Raw genomic sequence first — 20010 nt, 5'->3', positions numbered from 1 at the left:
ACATGAGCAAGCGTTTCGAGGGCAGGACGGCGATCGTCACCGGAGCGAGCCGCGGCATCGGTCTCGGCATCGCCGAGCGACTGGTCGCCGACGGCGCCCGTGTCGTCATCACCGCCCGCAAGCAGGACGCCCTGGACGAGGCGGTCGCCCACCTCGGGGGGCCCGACGTGGCCCTCGCCGTCGCGGGCCGCGCCGACGACGGCGACCACCAGGCCGACGTCATCCGGCAGACGATCGAGACCTTCGGCAGCATCGACTTCCTGGTCAACAACACCGGCATCAATCCGGTGTACGGACCGCTCGTCGAGCTCGACCTCGCGGTGGCGCGGAAGATCGTCGAGGTCAACTGCATCGCCGCCGTCTCGTGGGTGCAGCAGGTCCACCGTGCCTGGATGAAGGAGCACGGCGGTGCGATCGTCAACGTCTCCTCGCTTTCAAGCGTCCGCACGGCGCCGGGAATCGGCTTCTACGGCGCGAGCAAGGCGATGCTGAACTCGCTCACCGAACTGATGGCGGTCGAACTCGGGCCGGACATCCGGATCAACGGCGTGGCGCCGGCCGTGGTGAAGACGAAGTTCGCGACCAAGCTCTACGAAGGACGCGAGGACGAGATCGCCGCGGCGTACCCCCTCAAGCGGCTCGGCGAGCCCGAGGACATCGGCAGCGTGGTGGCCTTCCTGCTCTCCGACGAGGCCGCCTGGCTCACGGGCCAGACCGTACTCATCGACGGTGGGGTCAGCCTCACCGGCGCCGGGGAGTGACCCGGTGCGCGAGATCGACGCCGTCCTGTTCGACTACGGAGGCGTGCTCACAGGCCCGGTGAAGCGTGCGATCGCCGACTGGCTCGTCGCGGACGCGATCGCACCCGAGTCCTTCTCGCACACCCTTCGGGCGTGGCTGTCCCGCGACGCCCCGGACGGTACGCCGATCCACCGGCTGGAGACCGGAGAGCTCCCGGTCGAGGAGTTCGAGGCGCTGTTCGCAGCCGAACTGCGGACCACCGACGGACGTCCCGTCATCGCCTCCGGGATCCTCGGCCGCTTCTTCGCGGGCATGCGACCGGATCCCGCGATGTTCGCGCTGGCCGAGGAGTTGCGCAGGCACGACGTGCGGGTCGGCCTGCTCTCCAACAGCTGGGGCAACACCTACCCGCGCCGGTGGATCGACGCGTTCTTCGACCCGGTCGTGATCTCCGGCGAAGTGGGGTTGCGCAAGCCCCACGCCGCCATCTACGAGCTGGCCCTGGACCGGCTCGGTGTACCCCCCGACCGGGTGCTCTTCCTCGACGATGCCGAGCCCAACGTGCTCGGTGCGCGAAGCGTGGGCCTGCACGGCCTGCTGCACGTCGACGCCTCGTCGACGCGCGCCGCGCTCGCCGGCCTCGTGCCGGACCTCAACCCTCACTCGACAGGAGACATCACATGACCACACCCACCACGCCGCGGATCGCGATAGTGACCGGAGCCGCGCGCGGCATCGGCGCCGGGGTCGCGCGCCGCCTCGCCGCCGACGGGTTCGCCGTCGCCGTACTGGACCTCGACGAGACCGCCTGCAAGGCGGTCGTGGAGGGGATCGAGACGGCGGGTGGCCGTGGCCTCGCCGTCGGCGTCGACGTGGCTGACGAGCGCGCCGTCGAGGCCGCGGTCGAGCGGATCGCGGCACAGCTGGGTGAGCCGACCGTTCTGGTCAACAACGCCGGGATCATCCGCGACAACCTGCTGTTCAAGATGAGCGTCGACGAGTGGGACGCGGTGATGGACGTGCACCTGCGCGGCGCGTTCCTGATGACGCGCGCGGTCCAGGGGTACATGACCAAGGCGGGCTGGGGCCGGATCGTGAACCTGTCCAGCACCTCCGCGCTGGGCAACCGCGGTCAGGCGAACTACTCGGCCGCCAAGGCCGGCGTTCAGGGCTTCACCAAGACCCTCGCCCTCGAGCTCGGGAAGTTCGGCGTCACCGCCAACGCGATCGCCCCCGGGTTCATCGAGACCGAGATGACCAAGGCCACCGCGGAGCGCATGGGCTACTCGTTCGAGGACTTCAGGGCCGCGATCGTCAAGAACATCCCGGTCGGCCGCGGAGGTCTCCCGGCCGACATCGCGAACGCGGTCTCGTTCTTCGCCGGCGAGAGCGCCGGCTTCGTCTCCGGCCAGGTGCTGTACGTCGCCGGAGGGCCGCAGGCATGAAGGTCTTCAACGGCGTCGCCGAGCTGGAGAAGGCCGTCGGCACGCATCTCGGCCACTCGGACTGGCACACGATCACCCAGGACCGGATCGACGCCTTCGCCGCGGCGACGGGCGACCACCAGTGGATCCACGTCGACCCCGAGAAGGCCGCCCAGGGGCCGTTCGGCTCGACCATCGCGCACGGCTTCCTCACCCTCAGCCTGGTGCCGATGCTCACCTGGCAGGTGTACACCGTCGAAGGCGTCCGGATGGGCGTCAACTACGGTGCCGACAAGCTCCGCTTCCCCTCGCCGGTGCCGGTCGGCTCGCGCGTCCGAGCCGGCGTGGAGCTGACGGCGGTCACGCCGAACGCCCTCGGTTACCAGGTAGCCACCCGGGTGACGATCGAGCGTGACGGCGGCGACAAGCCGGCGTGCGTCGTCGACATGCTTGCCGTGGTGGTGCCGTGATGGCGACGACCGACATGCCCCCCGGTCTCGACCTCGACGCCCTCGGCGCATGGTTCGCGGCTGAGATCCCGGACGCCGGTGACCGGCTGCGGGCGACGCTGATCGCCGGCGGGAAGTCCAACCTCACCTACGTCGTGACCGACGGCGCGCAGGAGTGGATCGTCCGGCGACCGCCGCTCGGACACGTCCTGGCCACGGCCCACGACATGGCCCGCGAGTACCGCGTGATGTCCGCGCTTCAGAACACCCGCGTGCCCGTCCCGCGGACGTACTCCCTGTGCGGCGACGCCTCGGTCCTGGGGGCCGACTTCTACGTCATGGAGCGGTGCGCCGGCACACCGTACCGGCAGGCCGCCGAGCTGGCCTCCCTCGGCCCGGCGCGCACCCGTGCCATCTCCGAGCGGCTCGTGGACACGCTCGCCACGCTGCACGCGGTCGACCCGGCGTCGGTCGGACTGGGCGACTTCGGCCGGCCGCAGGGCTTCCTCGCACGCCAGGTCGGCCGCTGGAAGAAGCAGCTCGACGCGTCGTGGACCCGTGACCTGCCGGCAGCCGACGAGCTCCACCGGCTGCTGTCCGCGAACGTTCCGGCCGAGTCCGCCGTCGGCATCGTGCACGGCGACTACCGGCTCGACAACGTACTCGTCGACGAAGCCGACCAGGTGACCGCCGTCCTCGACTGGGAGATGGCCACGCTGGGCGACCCGCTGACCGACCTGGCGCTGATGCTCGTCTACTTCCGCCTCGGCAGCGCGGGCATCAGCGACCTGAGCGACGTCTCCACGGCACCCGGGTTCCTCGACGAGCACCAGGTGATCGAGCAGTACTCGCGCGGCAGTGACCGGGACCTCTCCGGATTCGGCTTCTACCTCGGCCTCGCCGCGTTCAAGCTCGCCGCGATCCTCGAAGGCATCCACTACCGCCATCTGAACGGACAGACCGTCGGGGCGGGCTTCGACCGCATCGGCGACGCGATCCACCCGTTGCTGGACGCGGGCCTCAACGCACTCAAGGAGTACCGATGATGGACTTCCGGTATGACGCGCGGACCCAGAGGCTGCGCGAGAACCTCCTCGACTTCATGGACAGCCAGGTCCATCCGGCCGAGACCGTCTTCCACGAGCAGCAGGCGGCGCTCGACGACCCGTGGGCGTGGGACTCGGTCCCGGTCATGAAGGAGCTGAGGGACGCGGCCCGCGCCCGCGGGCTGTGGAACCTCTTCCTCCCCGGTAAGGACGGTGCCGGCCTGACGAACCTCCAGTACGCCCCGCTGGCGGAGATCTCCGGACGCAGCCTGCACCTCGCGCCCCCGGCGATGAACTGCGCGGCGCCGGACACCGGGAACATGGAGGTGCTGCACATGTTCGGCACCCCCGAGCAGAAGGAGCGCTGGCTCCAGCCACTCCTGAACGGCGAGATCCGGTCGGCGTTCGCGATGACCGAGCCGGACGTCGCCTCCTCCGACGCGACCAACATCGCCACGTCGATCGTGCGCGACGGCGATGACTACGTGCTCAACGGCCGCAAGTGGTGGATCACCGGCGCGATGAACCCCAACGCGCAGATCTTCATCGTCATGGGCAAGACCGACCCCGACGCCGACCGGCACCGCCAGCAGTCGATGATCCTCGTCGAGCGGGACACCCCCGGCGTCGAGATCCACCGCGGCATGGAGGTCTTCGGTTACGACGACCGCGAGCACGGCGGGCACGCCGAGCTCTCCTTCACCGATGTCCGGGTTCCCGCGACCAACCTGATCGGTGGGGAGGGCGACGGGTTCAGCATCGCGCAGGCCCGCCTCGGCCCGGGCCGGATCCACCACTGCATGCGCTCGATCGGGATCGCCGAGCGGGCCGTCGAGCTGATGTGCGCCCGCGCCGAGGAGCGGGTCGCGTTCGGCCGGCCCCTCGCCGACCAGGGCGTGATCCGCGACTGGATAGCGGAGTCCCGGGTGCGTATCGAGCAGCTCCGGCTCCTCGTGCTCAAGACGGCCTGGCTGATGGACACCGTCGGCAACAAGGGCGCGCACACCGAGATCCAGGCCATCAAGATCGCCACCCCGGCCACGGTGCAGTGGATCCTCGACAAGGCGATCCAGGTCCACGGCGCCGGCGGGCTGTCCCAGGACTTCCTGCTGGCCGGCATGTACGCCCACATCCGGACCCTGCGGTTCGCCGACGGCCCGGACGAGGTCCACAAGAACGCCCTCGCGAAGAGCGAGCTCCGGCGCCAGGCAGCGAGGCGGAAGGCACAGGCATGAGCGACATGATCGAGCAGGTGGCAGCCTTCCCCGAAGGTCACGGCGGACAGGGTCTGGGGGAGGCCCGGTGATCATTGGAATCCTCAAAGAAGAGCGGTCCGGCGAAACACGAGTCGCCGCGACGCCGGCGACCGTGACGCAGCTGCTGAAGCTCGGCTACGAGGTCGTCGTCGAGCCCGGTGCCGGCGAACTGGCTCGCGTCTCCGACCAGGAGTACGCCGAGGCGGGCGCCACACTCGGCGACCCGCTGGCGGCCGACGTGGTCGTCGGAGTCAACGCGCCGACCCTCGCTCAGCGAGACCGGCTGAAGCCCGGCGCCACCCTCATCGCGATGCTCAATCCGCGGCTGGACGAGGAACTCGTCGCCGACCTGTCGCGCCGTCCGATCACCGCGCTCGCGATGGACGCCGTCCCGCGGATCTCCCGTGCCCAGTCGATGGACGTGCTGTCCTCCATGGCCAACGTGGCGGGTTACCGCGCCGTGGTCGAAGCCGCCCACGAGTTCGGCCGGATGTTCACCGGCCAGGTGACGGCCGCCGGCAAGATCCCCCCGGCCCGCGTGTTCGTCGTCGGCGCCGGCGTCGCCGGTCTGGCCGCCATCGGTGCGGCTTCCGCGATGGGCGCCATCGTGCGCGCTTTCGACGTACGTCCGGAGGTGGCCGAACAAGTCGCGTCGATGGGCGCCCAGTTCGTCCAGGTCGACTTCGAGTCCGAGGTGTCCTCCGACGGCTACGCCAAGGCGATGACCGCGGAGCAGCAGGCCGCGACCGCGGCGCTGTACGACGAGGAGGCGCGTGCCGCCGACATCGTGATCACCACCGCGCTGATCCCGGGCCGCCCGGCGCCGAGCCTGATCACCGCCGAGACCGTGGCGGGGATGCGGAACGGCTCGGTCATCGTGGACATGGCCGCCGCCAACGGAGGCAACGTCGCCGGCACGATCGCCGACCAGAAGGTCGTCACCGATAACGGCGTGGTCATCCTGGGGTACACCGATCTGGCCGGTCGCCTGGCCGCGCAGACCTCGCAGCTGTACGGCACCAACATCGTCAACCTGCTCAAGCTGCTGACCCCGCAGAAGGACGGCGTGCTCACGCTCGACTTCGACGACGTGGTGCAGCGCGGCATCACCGTGGTCAAGGAGGGCGAGCTCACCTGGCCGCCGCCGGCCGTGCAGGTGTCGGCCGCGCCGGCCGCCGGGCCGGCCGTAGCCGCTCCGGTCAAGGAGGAGAAGAAGCCTGCCGACCCCCGTCGCACGTGGTACGCCGTCGGATTGGCGGGTGTGCTGTTCGCGCTGCTCGCGGCGTTCTCCCCGTTCCAGTTCCTCTCGCACTTCACCGTGCTCGCGCTGGCGGTCGTGGCGGGCTACTACGTCATCTCGAACGTGGCCCACGCCCTGCACACCCCGCTGATGGCCGAGACGAACGCGATCTCGGGCGTCATCCTCGTCGGAGGCATCATCCAGGTCGGCACGGCCGGCAACGCGTTGATCCTGATCCTCGCCGCGATCGCCGTTCTGATCGCGAGCATCAACATCTTCGGCGGCTTCCTGGTGACTCTGCGCATGCTCCACATGTTCCGGAAGGCCTGATCGACAATGAACGAGTTCCTCACCTCACCGCACCTGCACGGCCTCATCACCGGCTGCTACATCATCGCCGGTCTGTGCTTCATAGGTGCGCTGGCGGGCCTGTCGAAGCACGAGACCGCTAAACAGGGCAACATCCTGGGCATGGTCGGCATGGCGCTCGCCCTCGTCGCGACCGTCCTGCTCATGGCACAGCAGAACGAACTCAGCAATGCCGACGTGCCTCACCTGGGGGTCGCCGTCTTCGTCGTTCTGACGATGATGGCCACAGGCGCCATGATCGGCGCCTGGCGGTCCCGGACAGTCGAGATGACCGGGATGCCCGAGCTGATCGCGCTGCTGCACAGCTTCGTCGGTCTGGCCGCGGTGCTGGTCGGCATCAATTCGTATCTGCAGCACGGCGCCGGCCATGACACCGTCCACGACATCGAGGTCTTCGTCGGCGTGTTCATCGGCGCCGTGACCTTCACCGGGTCGATCGTGGCGAACCTGAAGCTCAGCGCGAAGATGAAGTCCGCGCCGCTGACCCTGCCGGGCCGGCACCTGCTGAACCTGGCGATCGTCCTCGTGTCGGTCGGCCTCGGCATGTGGTTCTCGCTGGTCCAGAACGACCACGGTGACGGCATCGGCCTGCTTCCGCTGCTCGCCATGACCGCCCTCGCGCTCGTGCTCGGCTTCCACCTGGTCTCCGCCATCGGCGGCGGCGACATGCCCGTCGTCGTCTCGATGCTCAACAGCTACTCGGGGTGGGCCGCGGCCGCCGCCGGGTTCCTGCTCGGCAACGACCTGCTGATCATCACCGGCGCGCTCGTCGGCTCGTCCGGTGCGATCCTGAGCTACATCATGTGCAAGGCGATGAACCGCTCGTTCGTCTCGGTCATCGCCGGCGGTTTCGGCCAGGCGAGCGTCGCTCTGGACGACAGGGACTACGGCGAGCACCGCGAGATCCAGGCCGACGCGGCCGCCGAGCTGCTGGCCAACGCCTCGTCAGTGGTCATCGCGCCCGGCTACGGCATGGCGGTGGCACAGGCGCAGTACCCGGTGGCGGACCTCACGGCGAAGCTGCGGGCCAAGGGCGTCGACGTCCGGTTCGGCATCCACCCGGTCGCGGGTCGCCTCCCCGGCCACATGAACGTGCTGCTGGCCGAGGCCAAGGTGCCCTACGACATCGTGCTCGAGATGGACGAGATCAACGACGACTTCGGTCAGACCGACGTCGTCCTGGTCATCGGCGCGAACGACACGGTCAACCCGGCCGCGGCCGAGGACCCGTCCTCCCCGATCGCGGGGATGCCGGTCCTGGAGGTCTGGAACGCCAAGGACGTCATCGTCTTCAAGCGGTCGATGTCCGCCGGTTACGCCGGCGTGCAGAACCCCCTGTTCTTCCGCGAGAACACGCAGATGCTCTTCGGCGACGCCAAGGACAGGGTCGGCGACATCGTCGCCTCACTCTGACGTGACGTGGAGACGTCATCTCATCAAGGCAGGAGGAACGCTGTGCCAACCGGCGAAGTGATTCGGGTCCAGGAGTGGGCGTGATGGAACGTGTCCCCATCGAACTCACCGAAGAGCTCACCGACTACCTCGGTCACGTCACCGCCTACGCCCATCTGAAGCTGCTGGAGGAGGCACGCTGGCGGTGGCTGCGTGACCTGTGGCACGAGAGCGAGCCGGCGTTCGTCCTGGCCCGCCAGGAGCTCGACTACCGTCGTGAGCTCCTTGTGGACGACGGTCCGGCGGCGGTCGAGATAGCGGTCGAGCGACTCTCGCGCTCGAGCTTCACGCTTGCCGAGCGGATCGTCACGTCCGGCACAACGCTGCACACCACCTCCCGAGCCGTGCTTGTCCGTTGGGATCGAAGCGAGCGCTGCTCCACTCCACTCAAACGGCACGAGCTTGCGCTGCTTGCCCGACATATCGGATGAAGTTCGCGGCTCTCGGAGCGGTGCAGCTGAATCGAGCGGGGCTCTCTCGCCCACCTGCGCGGCAGGGGCGGGCGGCCGCGCAGCGATGTTCCTCACAATCGTCGATTCCGACGTGTGCCAGTAGTAGGGTGTACACCGCCCTTGACCTGCAGAAAGCTGGCAGGGAGCCGTATTTCAGGAGTCCAAAATGCTGCGTACTCTGTTCAAGTCCAAGATCCACCGGGCCACCGTGACCCAGGCCGATCTCCACTACGTCGGCTCCGTCACCGTCGACGCCGCCCTCATGGAGGCGGCCGATCTGCTTCCCGGGGAGCTTGTGCACATCGTCGACATCGACAACGGTGCCCGGCTCGAGACCTATGTCATCGAGGGGGAGCGCGGGTCCGGGGTGATCGGGATCAATGGGGCCGCCGCTCATCTCGTGCACCCCGGTGACCTGGTGATTCTCATCAGTTACGCGCAGGTCGAGGACGCCGAGGCGCGGGCGTTCGTGCCGCGGGTGGTGCACGTGGACGGGGACAACCGGATCGTGGAGCTCGGCTCCGACGCCTCCGCGCCGGTGCCCGGCAGTGACACCGAGCGCAGCCCGCACGCCGTACCCGCCCAGGCCTGATCGCTCCGGCGGCCTCGGGCCGACCCGGAGGAATGCGTCCGGCGGGCGCGGGCACACGCCTCAGGAGACCCTGGAGCCGTACGGCCCCCACCCGATCGAGAGGCCCGTCATGACCCACCCGTACCCCGACCCGGTGCCCCCCTCGCCGGTGCCGCCGCCGGGTCCCGTTCCGCCTCCGACGCCGGGCCCCGTTCCCGTACCGCCGCCCAACCCCGTCCCCGAGCCGCCGGGACCCACCCCCGTACCGGAACCCGAGCCGCAGCCTCAGCCGGGTCCCGCCGGGTGACACAAGGGAGTTGAAGGGCCCGGGCTTTCGCCCGGGCCCTTGTCACGGCCAGTGACTCTCCCTTACCTTGGGCGACTGCTGATGGCGTTCAGCAGACGCGTCCAAGGGGGGCCCATGGCCGTACGCGGTCGACACCGCCGACACCAGCCGAGCCGGATCAACCGTGCTTCGCTCACCGTCACGGCGGGCGGTGCCGGCATGGCGCTGCCGCTGATCGGGGCGGGGACGGCCCAGGCCGCCTCGCTCGACGTCTGGGAGAAGGTCGCGGCCTGCGAGTCCTCCTCCAACTGGCGGATCAACACCGGCAACGGCTATTTCGGCGGGCTGCAGTTCAGCCAGTCGACCTGGGAGCGGTACGGCGGCACGCACTACGCCCCACGGGCCGACCTCGCCTCCAAGGACCAGCAGATCGCCGTCGCGGAGAAGGTCCTCAAGGGGCAGGGCCCCGAAGCCTGGCCGACCTGCGCGCCCCGCGCCGGCCTCGCCGGGCAGCAGGAGGAGAGCGGTGTCAGGCCCGCCTCCTTACCGGCGCAGCGCACCGCGTCGACGACCGGGACGACCAAGGCACCTGCCGGCACGACGCCGACCGCCGTGCCGACCGTCCGCCAGATGTACACGGTCGCCCCCGGGGACTCGCTCTCCCGGATCGCCCGCGAGGAGCGGGTGCGGGGCGGCTGGAAGGGCCTCTACGAGGCGAACCGCACCGTGGTCGGCAGCGACCCCGATCTCATTCATCCGGGGCAGAAGCTGACCCTCCGGATCTCCGCGAAGCCGCCCGCGAAGCCGCCGACCGGAGACGCGCCCCGGGCGACGACACCCAAGCCGAAGACGACACCCAAGCCGAAGACGACCCCCGAGCGGACGACGGCCCCGAAGACGACCCCGAAGTCGCCCCCGAAGACGCAGGCTCCCGCGCCCAAGCCTCCCGCCACCCAGGCGAAGACCAAGCCCGCCCCCAAGCCCGCCGCCGCTCCCCAGGGCGACCGTTTCCACGCGCCCGTCGCCGCCTCCCTCGGCACCCGTTACCGCGTCTCCGGTTCCTCCTGGTCCAGCGGGTACCACACCGGCGTCGACTTCCCAGTGCCCACCGGCACCTCCGTGAAGGCCGTCGCCACCGGCCGGGTGGTCTCCGCCGGATGGGGCGGCGCGTACGGCTACGAGGTCGTCATCCGCCACGACGACGGCCGTTACAGCCAGTACGCCCACCTCTCCGCGCTCACCGTCCGCGAGGGGCAGCGGGTGAGCGGCGGGCAGCGCATCGCGCGTTCAGGATCGACCGGCAACAGCTCGGGGCCGCATCTCCACTTCGAGGTGCGGACGGGCCCCGGGTACGGCTCCGACATCGACCCCTTGGCCTACCTGCGCGCGCGGGGCGTGTCGATCTGACACCGCCACGGAGTCCTCGGGGGTCGTCAGCCGGTCCGTCGTGAGCTGGATCAGCCCGCCCGCCGCCACCGCGCCGCAGATCAGCGCGGCGACGGTGCCCGCCGCGCCGTAGCGGAAGGTCTCACCGAACAGCGTGAGACCCACCGCCGCGGCGACCACCGGGTTGACGACGGTGACCGTCGCCAGCGGAGCCGCGAGGCCCGCGCCCCGGTACGACGCCTGCGAGAGCAGCAGGCCCGTCACCGCGAGCGCCGAGAGCACCAGCAGGCTCGTCCACTGGGCCAGTGGCGCCCCGGGCGCCCACTCCACCGCCACGGTCTTGGTGAAGACCGAGGCGATGCCGAAGGACACCCCGGCCGCGGCGGCCAGGATCACGCTGCGCAGGACCGAGCGCCCCACCACATGCGCGGCGACGAACAGGGTGCCGACCACCGCGAACGTACCGGCGCACAGCAGCCACCGCTCGCCCCCGGCCGGGGACTGGGCCTCGGCGCTGCCCGTGAGACTGAGCAGCCCGGCCAGGCCCACCGTGGCCATGATCGCGCCCCGCCAGGCCGTGTGCCCGGCCCGCCGGCCGACGAACAGCGCCGCCATGGGAAGGGCGAAGACGATCGTGAGCGCGCCCAGCGGCTGCACCAGGCTGAGCGGACCGTAGGCGAGGGCGGCCACATGGAGGGCCGCACCGAGACCGTTGAGCAGGACGGAGCCCCACCAGACCGGGTTGCGCACCGGCGCGTACGTGCGGCCGCCGGCGGAGGCCGCGACCCGCTCCTGCACGATCGCCGCGGCCGCGTAGGCGACCGCCGAGACCAGTGACAGGAGCACGGACAGCAGGAGGGGGCTCATACATACAACGATCTCTCTTCCGGGCGTTCGCGTCGTCGTACCTGGGAACGCATTCGGTCGTACTGCCGCCGCAGTACGAGCCGGTGATGTACGCCTGGAGATGTACGCCCGCGCAGGTCAGGAGGGGTCGAAGGCGACCTTTCCGGTATCCAGGTCGAAGCGGGCGCCGATGATCCGCGCCCCGTCGAAGGCCTCATCTTGAGCCAGGCGCCGGCGTATGCGGGCCACATTGGCCCGCACCGTGTTCTCGACCCAGTCGCCGGGCAGGTCCCGGGTCGCGCGGGCGGCCGGGGCGATCTCCTCCACGACGCGGGCCAGGTGCCCCTCGACCGGCTTTCCGGTACGTACGTACTCCACGGCGGCCGTCGCCGCCCCGCACCGCTCGTGCCCGAGGACCACGACGAGAGCGACCGCCAGCTCCTCGACGCCGAACTGGATCGAGCCGAGCACCGCCTCGTCGAGCGCCTGACCGGCCGACCGTATCGCGAGGAGATCCCCGAGGCCCTGGTCGAAGACCAGCTCCGGCGGTACGCGTGAGTCCACGCAGCCGAGCACGAGGGCGAAGGGGTGCTGGGAGACGGCGACGTCCGCGCGCCGGGCGGCGTCCTCGTGCGGGTGGATCGCCCGCAGGGCGGCGAACCGGGCGTTCCCGGCGCGCAGTTCGGCCAGCGCCCGGGCCGCGGTCGACGGCCTCTCGGTACGTACGCCGGCGGCCCGGGCGGTGGGAACGGCCGCCGCCACCGTGGCGGCGGCCGTCAGCGCCAGCACCGCGCTCCGCCGCGAAAGGGAGGAGGAGGGGAAGGGCGCGGAGGAAGGTGAAGTGGTCATGCGCCTGAGCGTTACGGTGAGCAGCGGACGCCGGGCCCGGCTTGGTCGGGTCATGACCTGATCATGGTCAAGGGTGACCCGCGCTTGACCGTGTCCATGCCGAAGCGAACGAGGCAGAGGCAGGCAATGGAGGCAGTGAGGCAGCGGCGGTGGAGGCAGCGGCGGTGGAGGCATTGACGGTGGATCTCGACGAGAGCGCGTCGGTCGGCGGCTTCTTCGCCCTGCGCACCACCCCGCCCGGCACTGGCGGCAACCACCAGCCCCTGGCCCGCCTGTACGCGGGCGAGACCGGCCCGCTCACCTCACGCGTCGACACGGTCGCCGCCCGCCTCCGCACCCCCGAGCGCCGGGTCGCCGCCTCGATCGCCCACCTCGGGCTCGCCGCCCGGCTCTGGTCGACCGCGCTCGGCCCGGCCGCCCTCCACGGCCGGTTCCCGCGGCTCGACCCGGCGGAGCTGTCCTGGGACGGAGCGCTGACCTCGCCCGACGACCTGTGGTGGGCGGGCACCGCCACGCTCCCCGCCACCGTGGACCAGCTCCGCGCGACGGTCGTGGACAGCCACCTCGTGCCGCTGTCCCGGGCGTTCCGCCAGGACGGACGGATCTCGCCCCGGCTCCTGTGGGGCAACGCCGGCTCCGCGCTGGCCGGGGCGCTGCGCGAGCTGACGCGCTGGTCCCGCGCGCGGGACCGGCCGGAGGTCGCCGTCCGGGCCGCCGGTCTCGTCTCGGGGCTCCTCGCCCATCCCGACCTGGCCGGCACCGTTCGCGGCCCCGCCCTGCGCCGCGCCAGCTGCTGCCTCTACTACCGCTGCCCGTCGGGCGGTCTCTGCGGCGACTGTGTGTTCGAACACGCTCCCGGTTCAGGTTTGGAGACACGGCCTCCCGCTCCGTAAAGTTCTCCTTTTGGGACATGGGCGCGCGCGAGCGTACGAGCGATCGAGGAACGACAGGCCATGACGGTGACCGAAGAAACCCAGGAGTACGGGCCGGGTATCGACCCCGAGCGCCTGGCCGTCTGCCTCAGCGTGCTCGACGAGCTCGACAAGCTGGACGTCGACCACCCCGACGCGATCGCCGTCCGGCGGGCCACCGCCGGTATCTACCGGACCGTGAAGCAGCGCCGCCGCCAGGAGCGCCGGGCCGCCAAGACCGCCCACGACAAGGCCGTCACCGAGTCCACCGCCACCGGCTCCGCCCAGCGGATCGACGACGAGACCGAGGGCCTCCTGCCCTCCTCCGTGACCGAGGAGGGGCGGATCGCCGGGATACTCCAGCGGCCCCGCTCCTGCTACATCTGCAAGACGAGGTACGTCGAGGTCGACTACTTCTACCACCAGCTCTGCCAGGCCTGCGCCGCCGAGAACCGGGCCCGGCGCGACGCCCGCACGGACCTCTCCGGCAAGCGCGCGCTCCTCACCGGCGGCCGGGCCAAGATCGGCATGTACATCGCGCTGCGGCTGCTGCGCGACGGTGCGCACACCACCGTCACCACCCGCTTCCCCAAGGACGCCATCCGCCGCTTCAAGGCGATGGAGGACTCGGCGGAGTGGCTGCACCGCCTGGAGGTCGTCGGCATCGACCTGCGCGACCCGGCTCAGGCCGTGGCCCTCGCCGACCAGGTCGCCGAGGCCGGACCGCTGGACATCCTCATCAACAACGCGACGCAGACCGTGCGCCGTCTGCCCTCCGCGTACGCCGCCCTGGTCGAGGGCGAGAGCGCCCCGCTGCCCGCCGGTGAGCTCCCCGCCCATCACGTCATCGGCGCCTTCAACTCCGGCGCGGTCGACGGACTCGCCGCGCTGCCCGTCGGTGTGAGCGGGCTCGACGCGCAGAAGGTCGCGGACCTCGCCCTGGTCGCGGGCAACGCCAGCGTGGCCCGCCACCTCGACGGCACGGCCATCGACGCCGGTGGCCTGGTGCCGGACGTCGTCGACACCAACACCTGGGTGCAGACCATCGAGCAGATCTCCCCGGTGGAGCTGCTCGAGACCCAGCTGTGCAACTACACGGCGCCGTTCATCCTGATCAGCAAGTTGCGGCCGGTGATGGCCGAGGCCGCCGCGAAGGCGTCCAGCGGTCGCTCGTACGTCGTCAACGTCTCGGCGATGGAGGGCGTCTTCGGCCGCGGCTACAAGGGTGCGGGGCACCCGAACACCAATGCCGCGAAGGCCGCGATGAACATGGTCACGCGGACCAGCGCCCAGGAGATGTTCCAGACCGACGGCATCCTCATGACCTCGGTCGACACCGGCTGGATCACCGACGAGCGCCCGCACTTCGACAAGCTGCGCCTCGCCGACGAGGGCTTCCACGCTCCGCTCGACCTCGTCGACGGCGCCGCCCGCGTCTACGACCCGGTCGTGCGCGGCGAGGCCGGCGAGGACCTGTACGGCTGCTTCCTCAAGGACTACGCCCCCGCCAACTGGTAGATCACTCAGCCGCACTCAATCGCTCGTCCGCTCGACATTCACTCGATCGCGTCACACTTCTGAGCCCCATAGAGCGCGAGGGCGCTCATTTGGTTACTCTGATGTCCACGGTCGTCCACCGGGGTTTCACCAAACCCTCACGGTCGGCCTGGGGACTGGCCTGCTACCAAGGCCGCGGTCCCGCCCCCAAGAACGGCGCCACCGCGACCGAACGGCCATGTCCTCATTGGTACGCGACACAAGGGAGTGCGCGGTGACACCAGAACTGACGAAGCAGGAACAGCGACCGGCCGAAAGTCCGGAGCGGCCCCGGCGGTCCGGCGAGCTCGGCAGCCTGGAAGTGTGGGCCCGTTCGGCCCCCATCCGGCTGGCAGGCTACGAGGAGGATCTCGCGGAGCCGCACATTCTGCCCGGTATCGACTGAGTCGAAACTGTCGCTTCGCCGTGTGCCCCCGGCCGGATCTCCGGTCGGGGGCACAGGCGTGTCCGGCACGCGGGGCGGCTACCGGTGCCCCGGCGTGGGCGTCCGCAGCCGGGCCGGCGGCATGTACTCCCGCACCAGCGTGCGGTGCCACCAGGCGCCGGTCTCCCGCAGCTCCCGCCAGGTCGTGAACCGATAGCGGTAGAGCCGGGCCCTGACGTGAGTCGGCGGCGCGTCCGGGAAGGGGTTGTGGCGCAGCAGCCGGAGCGTGTCCCGGTCGCCTTCGAGCAGCCGCTCGACGAAAGGGCCGAACCAGTCACGGGCGTACGCGGGGGAGAGCGCCGCGAACCACATCAGCCAGTCGAGCCGCAGGTGGTACGGAGCGTACTGGCGCGGCAGCCGGCGCGGATCGCCCGGCTTGCCCTTGAAGCCGTACTCCCGCCACACCGTGCCCGGGTGCGGCGCCGGGTCGTCCGTGCCCTCGATCACGATCTCGTCGCGCACCCGCCCGATCGAACCGAAGGCGCCGTACGTGTTGACCAGGTGGAAGGCGTCGTACGAGCGGTTCATCGCCTGGCGGCGGGAGAGCAGGTTCCGCGCCGGGTGGTAGCTGAGGACCAGGATCAGGGCGGTCGCCGCGGTGACCACGACCACGTACCAGAGCGGCGGATCGGGCTGCGGATGATCACCGACGAGCAGCGAGCCGTCGATCACCGAGAGCGCGATGACGATGGTGAGCCAGTTCAGCCACGCGAAGTTGCCCGAGAGCACCAGCCACAGCTGGGTCGCCACCATCAGACAGGCGGCGACCGTCGCCACCGGCTGCGGGGTGAAGAGCAGGACGGGCACCACGAGCTGGACGAAGTGGTTGGCGGCCACCTCCACGCGGTGCAGCGGCTTCGGCAGGTGGTGGAAGAACCAGCTGAGCGGGCCGGGCATCGGCTGGGTCTCGTGGTGGTAGTACAGGCAGGTCAGGTCGCGCCAGCAGGGGTCGCCGCGCATCTTGATCAGCCCGGCGCCGAACTCGACCCGGAAGAGCAGCCAGCGCAGCAGCCACAGGACGAGGACCGGCGGCGCCGTGTCCTCGTTGCCGAGCAGGATCGCGAGGAAGCCGGCCTCCAGGAGCAGCGACTCCCAGCCGAAGGAGTACCAGGTCTGGCCGACGTTCACGATGGAGAGGTACAAGGCCCAGAGCACCGCCCACATCAGCATGGATACGGCAAGCGGCACCGCGTCCCCGGCGCCCGCCACCAGGGCGAGCGCCAAGGCGGCACCGGACCAGGCGACCAGGGCGAAGAACCGGTCCGAGTAGTGCCAGTGGAAGAGGGTGGGCGTCCGCCGGGGCTCCACCCGGCGCAGATACTCCGGTACGGGGAGCATGCCGCGCGCACCGATCAGCGCCCGGAACTGGAGAGCGGCCGCGAGGAAGGCCACCAGATACAACCCGGCGAGCCCTCGCTGGAAGAGGATCCGGCTCAGCCAGTAGTCGGGTGCGGTGAACCACTCCATCCCCTCCAGTATCGACCCGGAGGCGTCGGCGCGGAGGTGGAGTCAGGCCTTGTCCTCGTCGTCCGCGCCGCGCTCGCCCTCCGCCTGGGAGGGGGTGGTACGCGTGGTCTGCGGATGGCGCTGTGTCCGCTCGTTCGGGTCCATGTCCTCGTCGAGCCGCTCTCCCTCGGCCTGCGAGGGGCTCGTGTATTCGTCGTACTGGCTCATCGCCGGCTCCTCGGCTGGAACGTCGTAGGGGTATACGGGTACAAAGGGAGCGTAACGCCCAAGGGGTGTCGCTCACCCCTCGACGATCCGCCGCAGCGTACGGCCGAGGTGGCGGGCGTAGGCGTGCTGGAGGTACGGCACGAGGGGGCCCCCGAGGCGGGTGTACCAGGCGGCGGGCCGGCTGAAGGCGGTGACGGTGAACCAGACCGAGCCGTCGGGGTGCAGATCGACGACGAAGGACTCCTCGCCGCTCTCCGGATGCCGGGCGAGGGTGCCGTACGCGAATCCGGTGCGGTCCTCGTCGTACGCCGTCCAGATCACCTCGCAGGGCGCGGCGAAGCGGACGGGGCCGAGGCCGAGCGAGACCTCGACGAAGGCGCCGGGCTCGGCGCGGACGGCCCGGCCGCGGACCCGGGCGCCGGAGGAACGGTGCATCCGCCAGGTGGTGACGGCGGCACCGGCGGTCTCGAAGGCGTCCCTGCCCCGGCCGATCCGGACGGTGTGATGGAGGTGGTGGTAGCCGGCGGGCAGCCGGTCCGCCGCGGTGGCGCCGACGTCGGGGTAGTTGAGGCTCGTGCGGGGGGTGTGCGGGGCGGTGGCGAGGGAGCGGATCAGGCGGGTCATGACGCGGTCTCCTTGGGGGTGGAGGGTCGGGGTGCTGAGGGCAGGGGCGGCGTGGACGGCGTGGACCGCGTGGTGGTCGCCTGGATGCGGCGCCAGGCGAGCAGCGAGCAGAGGGCGAAACCGAGGGCGTTGCCGAGACCGTGGGTGGCGGCCATCCAGGTCAGGCTGGGGTGGGGCAGCCCGGTGGCCTCACCGACCGCCCAGCTCAGGGCGAGGAGCATGGTCGCCACGAGGACCACGGAGGAGACGGCGAGGAGGCCGCGGGTGACCGGGTCGGCGGCGCCGGTCCGGATCTCCCGCCAGGTCGGCAGGGCGACGGCCCACATCCCGGCGGTGAGGATGAGCGCCCCGGCGAGCTCGGCCCAGTCGTCGATGAAGTAGCCGAGCAGGACCAGCAGGGTGCCGAGCGGGACGCTGAGGGCGGCGAACCGGGTGGCGGGCCCCTCGGACGTACGGCAGACCAGGCCGGCCACCAGGGCGGCGGCGAACCCCGCGAAGTGGAAGTGGGGCACGGTCAGGGCCAGGATGTCGAGGTCGAAGCCGAGGAGTTCGTGTCCGGCGCGTTCGGCGACCAGGGCCAGACCCGCCACCGAGGGGGTCACCAGGGCGGTGAGCACCGCGACCTCCGAGGCGGCGGGAGCGCGTGGCCGGTCGGGGTCGGCGCAGGCCGGGGGGCGGTGGAGCCGTGCGGCGAGGCGGGCCGGGGCGTGCAGCGCCAGGGCCAGCGTGGCCAGGGCGTAGACGGTGGCGAGCGCCGCCGCCGTGGGGGAGCGCGGCAGCCAGAGCGCCACCGCGCCCGGCAGGGCGAGCAGCGGCCAGGCCCGGCCGAGGGCGCGCAGTCGGCGGGGCGCCTTCTCTCCCGGCCCTCCCGGCCCTCCCGGCCCTCCCGGCCCTCCCGGCCGTCCCGGCCCTGTCGACCCTGTGGGTCCTGCCGGCTCGTCGATCAGCCGCAGGCCGACCGGCACCACGACGAACATGCCGAGCATCACGATGAGATTCACCAGCACGGACATCCGCGCACCACCCCCCGATTGAACGTGTTCAACTCGATGCGGCGAGCCTAAGGGTTTCCTTGAACGTGTTCAAGTCCGTCCCCCGCCCGGCCGTACCCCGCTTGCGACCGACCGGCCGGTGCGACAGACATGAAGGAATGTCCCGGGACGGGCACGAAGGAGCGTCCCGGGGTGGAAGAGGCGGGAGATCCAGGTGCGCTCACCCATACGCCGCTCACGAAGGACCCATGTCGGCGCGCGGACCGCGCTCGCCGCGCTGGCAGCGGCGCTGCTGGTCGCGGGCTGCTCGTCCGACGACGGCGGAGGCGGAGACGGCGGGACGACGGCCGCCTCCCAGGAGGTTCTCCTCCAGCCCGTCGCCGCCCAGGGTCCCGACCCCTTCACCGACTCCACGGCGAAGCCCGGCGCCCCGCCGGCCGCTGCCCCGCCGCGCGGAGAGGCGCCCTCCGGGGCGAACCGGGAGATCACCGGCTCCACCCCCGGCCTCTACGGCGGCACCCGCTCCGAGACCAGCTGCGACGTGGAGCGGCAGATCGCCTTCCTCACCGCCGACGTGCCGAAGGCCCGCGCGTTCGCCGAGGGCGCCGGCATTCCCGAGCACGAGCTGGCGGACTGGCTGCGCGGCCTCACGCCCGTCGTCCTGCGCGCCGACACCCGCGTCACCAACCACGGCTACTCCGGCGGCCGCGCCACCGCGTACCAGTCCGTCCTCCAGGCGGGTACGGCGGTGCTCGTCGACCGGTACGGCGCGCCGCGCGTCCGCTGCGCCTGCGGAAACCCGCTGCGTACGCCGAGCGCCGTGCGGGGGGCCGCGCGGAGCGGGACGCCCTGGCCCGGCTACCACCCCGACCGGGTCGTGGTCATCAGGCCGACGACGACGGTCGTGCAGAGCCTGGTCATCGTCGACGTCGTCGACCGCACGTGGATCGAGCGGCGGACCGGGACCGACGGCGACCAGGACAGGAGGCCCGCGGCGGATCCGCCCTGCGACCCGGACCGCTGTCCCTGGGACCTGCCGCCGACGCCCACCGCGGAACCCACGACGCCGGATCCCGGGGGCTCGGACCCCATGTCGCCCGACCCCACGTCTCCGGACTCCATGTCGTCCGACCCCATGTCCCCGGCGCCCACGTCTCCGGACTCCGTGTCACCCGACACCATGTCCCCGGACCACGAGTCCCCGGCCCCGTCCACCACCGAGTGCCCCTCGCCGTTGCCGTCGCCGTACGAGAGTCCCCACATCCCGCCCGGCTGCCCGACCCCGACCTGGTCGGATCCGGCGGTGCCGCCCGCCGAGGAGCCCGTCGACCCCGATGCCCCGCCGCCCTCCTGGGAGGACCTCTTCCCCGGCGAGACCGGCCCGCGGCAGCCGGAGACCTTCGAGGGCTAGGGGGGTGTCCCCGCCGTGCGCGTGACCGGGGCTGCGCCTAGCGTGGCCCC

General features: G+C 71.2%; 21 protein-coding genes. 15 read left to right on the top strand and 6 right to left on the bottom strand.

The window, feature by feature from the left end; all coding sequences use genetic code 11:
• Window positions 1-2 precede the first annotated feature (2 nt).
• The 11 genes from ACF06X_RS06800 to ACF06X_RS06750 all read left to right on the top strand — a co-directional run bounded on the left by ACF06X_RS06800 (window position 3) and on the right by ACF06X_RS06750 (window position 10693).
• On the top strand, window positions 3-761 hold the full coding sequence (locus ACF06X_RS06800; RefSeq protein WP_392286139.1) for an SDR family oxidoreductase: 759 nt from the start codon (window positions 3-5) through the stop codon (window positions 759-761).
• 4 nt (window positions 762-765) lie between these two features.
• On the top strand, window positions 766-1425 hold the full coding sequence (locus ACF06X_RS06795; RefSeq protein WP_392286138.1) for an HAD family hydrolase: 660 nt from the start codon (window positions 766-768) through the stop codon (window positions 1423-1425).
• Window positions 1422-2186, top strand: a complete 765-nt coding sequence (fabG, locus tag ACF06X_RS06790) for a 3-oxoacyl-ACP reductase FabG (RefSeq protein ID WP_392286137.1) — start codon at window positions 1422-1424, stop codon at window positions 2184-2186. The genes ACF06X_RS06795 and fabG overlap by 4 nt, the downstream gene beginning before the upstream one ends.
• Window positions 2183-2635 (top strand): MaoC family dehydratase, encoded by a 453-nt coding sequence (locus ACF06X_RS06785; RefSeq protein ID WP_392286136.1) that lies wholly within the window; start codon window positions 2183-2185, stop codon window positions 2633-2635. Before fabG ends, ACF06X_RS06785 begins: the two co-directional genes overlap by 4 nt.
• Entirely contained in the window at window positions 2635-3660 is a 1026-nt protein-coding gene (locus tag ACF06X_RS06780) for a phosphotransferase family protein (RefSeq protein ID WP_392286135.1), read from the top strand. Before ACF06X_RS06785 ends, ACF06X_RS06780 begins: the two co-directional genes overlap by 1 nt.
• Window positions 3660-4895: an acyl-CoA dehydrogenase family protein gene (locus ACF06X_RS06775; protein WP_392286874.1), complete on the top strand. Its 1236-nt coding sequence runs from the start codon at window positions 3660-3662 to the stop codon at window positions 4893-4895. The genes ACF06X_RS06780 and ACF06X_RS06775 overlap by 1 nt, the downstream gene beginning before the upstream one ends.
• A 67-nt stretch (window positions 4896-4962) precedes the next feature.
• Window positions 4963-6486, top strand: coding sequence for a Re/Si-specific NAD(P)(+) transhydrogenase subunit alpha (locus tag ACF06X_RS06770; protein ID WP_392286134.1), 1524 nt, complete (start codon window positions 4963-4965; stop codon window positions 6484-6486).
• A 6-nt stretch (window positions 6487-6492) separates the two neighbouring features.
• Window positions 6493-7938 (top strand): Re/Si-specific NAD(P)(+) transhydrogenase subunit beta, encoded by a 1446-nt coding sequence (gene pntB, locus ACF06X_RS06765; protein WP_392286133.1) that lies wholly within the window; start codon window positions 6493-6495, stop codon window positions 7936-7938.
• Between the two features lie 83 nt (window positions 7939-8021).
• Entirely contained in the window at window positions 8022-8408 is a 387-nt protein-coding gene (locus tag ACF06X_RS06760) for an acyl-CoA thioesterase (RefSeq protein WP_392286873.1), read from the top strand.
• A 187-nt stretch (window positions 8409-8595) separates the two neighbouring features.
• Window positions 8596-9021: an aspartate 1-decarboxylase gene (panD, locus tag ACF06X_RS06755; protein ID WP_392286132.1), complete on the top strand. Its 426-nt coding sequence runs from the start codon at window positions 8596-8598 to the stop codon at window positions 9019-9021.
• Window positions 9022-9421: 400 nt separating this feature from the next.
• On the top strand, window positions 9422-10693 hold the full coding sequence (locus ACF06X_RS06750) for a transglycosylase family protein (protein WP_392286131.1): 1272 nt from the start codon (window positions 9422-9424) through the stop codon (window positions 10691-10693).
• On the opposite strand, the gene ACF06X_RS06745 is transcribed toward ACF06X_RS06750, so the two are convergent.
• Together ACF06X_RS06745 and ACF06X_RS06740 are read right to left on the bottom strand one after the other, a co-directional pair.
• The gene (locus ACF06X_RS06745; protein WP_392286130.1) at window positions 10574-11539 is read right to left on the bottom strand and encodes a DMT family transporter; all 966 of its coding nucleotides are present in this window, start codon (window positions 11537-11539) and stop codon (window positions 10574-10576) included. The genes ACF06X_RS06750 and ACF06X_RS06745 overlap by 120 nt on opposite strands.
• 117 nt (window positions 11540-11656) lie before the next feature.
• The gene (locus ACF06X_RS06740; protein WP_392286129.1) at window positions 11657-12367 is read right to left on the bottom strand and encodes a carbonic anhydrase; all 711 of its coding nucleotides are present in this window, start codon (window positions 12365-12367) and stop codon (window positions 11657-11659) included.
• Window positions 12368-12546: 179 nt separating this feature from the next.
• On the opposite strand from ACF06X_RS06740, the gene ACF06X_RS06735 reads away from it, so the two are divergent.
• The 3 genes from ACF06X_RS06735 to ACF06X_RS06725 all read left to right on the top strand — a co-directional run bounded on the left by ACF06X_RS06735 (window position 12547) and on the right by ACF06X_RS06725 (window position 15220).
• Window positions 12547-13260 carry a (2Fe-2S)-binding protein gene (locus ACF06X_RS06735; protein ID WP_392286872.1) on the top strand — a complete coding sequence of 238 codons (714 nt, stop codon included), beginning with the start codon at window positions 12547-12549 and terminating at the stop codon, window positions 13258-13260.
• Window positions 13261-13320: 60 nt separating this feature from the next.
• Complete coding sequence (locus ACF06X_RS06730) at window positions 13321-14796, top strand: SDR family NAD(P)-dependent oxidoreductase (protein WP_392286128.1); 1476 nt, start codon at window positions 13321-13323, stop codon at window positions 14794-14796.
• 253 nt (window positions 14797-15049) lie between these two features.
• Window positions 15050-15220 (top strand): hypothetical protein, encoded by a 171-nt coding sequence (locus tag ACF06X_RS06725; RefSeq protein WP_391933411.1) that lies wholly within the window; start codon window positions 15050-15052, stop codon window positions 15218-15220.
• Between the two features lie 78 nt (window positions 15221-15298).
• Here the strand turns inward: ACF06X_RS06725 and ACF06X_RS06720 are convergent, their stop codons facing one another.
• The 4 genes from ACF06X_RS06720 to ACF06X_RS06705 all read right to left on the bottom strand — a co-directional run bounded on the left by ACF06X_RS06720 (window position 15299) and on the right by ACF06X_RS06705 (window position 18570).
• Window positions 15299-16726 carry a lipase maturation factor family protein gene (locus ACF06X_RS06720; RefSeq protein WP_392286127.1) on the bottom strand — a complete coding sequence of 476 codons (1428 nt, stop codon included), beginning with the start codon at window positions 16724-16726 and terminating at the stop codon, window positions 15299-15301.
• A gap of 42 nt (window positions 16727-16768) precedes the next feature.
• Window positions 16769-16933 carry a hypothetical protein gene (locus ACF06X_RS06715; RefSeq protein ID WP_392286126.1) on the bottom strand — a complete coding sequence of 55 codons (165 nt, stop codon included), beginning with the start codon at window positions 16931-16933 and terminating at the stop codon, window positions 16769-16771.
• 72 nt (window positions 16934-17005) lie between these two features.
• Window positions 17006-17557: a DUF1990 family protein gene (locus ACF06X_RS06710; RefSeq protein WP_392286125.1), complete on the bottom strand. Its 552-nt coding sequence runs from the start codon at window positions 17555-17557 to the stop codon at window positions 17006-17008.
• Window positions 17554-18570 (bottom strand): YndJ family protein, encoded by a 1017-nt coding sequence (locus tag ACF06X_RS06705; RefSeq protein ID WP_392286124.1) that lies wholly within the window; start codon window positions 18568-18570, stop codon window positions 17554-17556. Before ACF06X_RS06705 ends, ACF06X_RS06710 begins: the two co-directional genes overlap by 4 nt.
• A gap of 193 nt (window positions 18571-18763) precedes the next feature.
• On the opposite strand from ACF06X_RS06705, the gene ACF06X_RS06700 reads away from it, so the two are divergent.
• Complete coding sequence (locus tag ACF06X_RS06700; RefSeq protein ID WP_392286123.1) at window positions 18764-19960, top strand: DUF6777 domain-containing protein; 1197 nt, start codon at window positions 18764-18766, stop codon at window positions 19958-19960.
• The last annotated feature ends 50 nt before the right edge of the window (window positions 19961-20010 follow it).

The organism is Streptomyces sp. NPDC015346 (assembly GCF_043078785.1).
In the GTDB taxonomy this organism is placed as follows: Bacteria; Actinomycetota; Actinomycetes; order Streptomycetales; family Streptomycetaceae; genus Streptomyces.
This window is presented reverse-complemented; position numbering and strand designations above follow the sequence as displayed.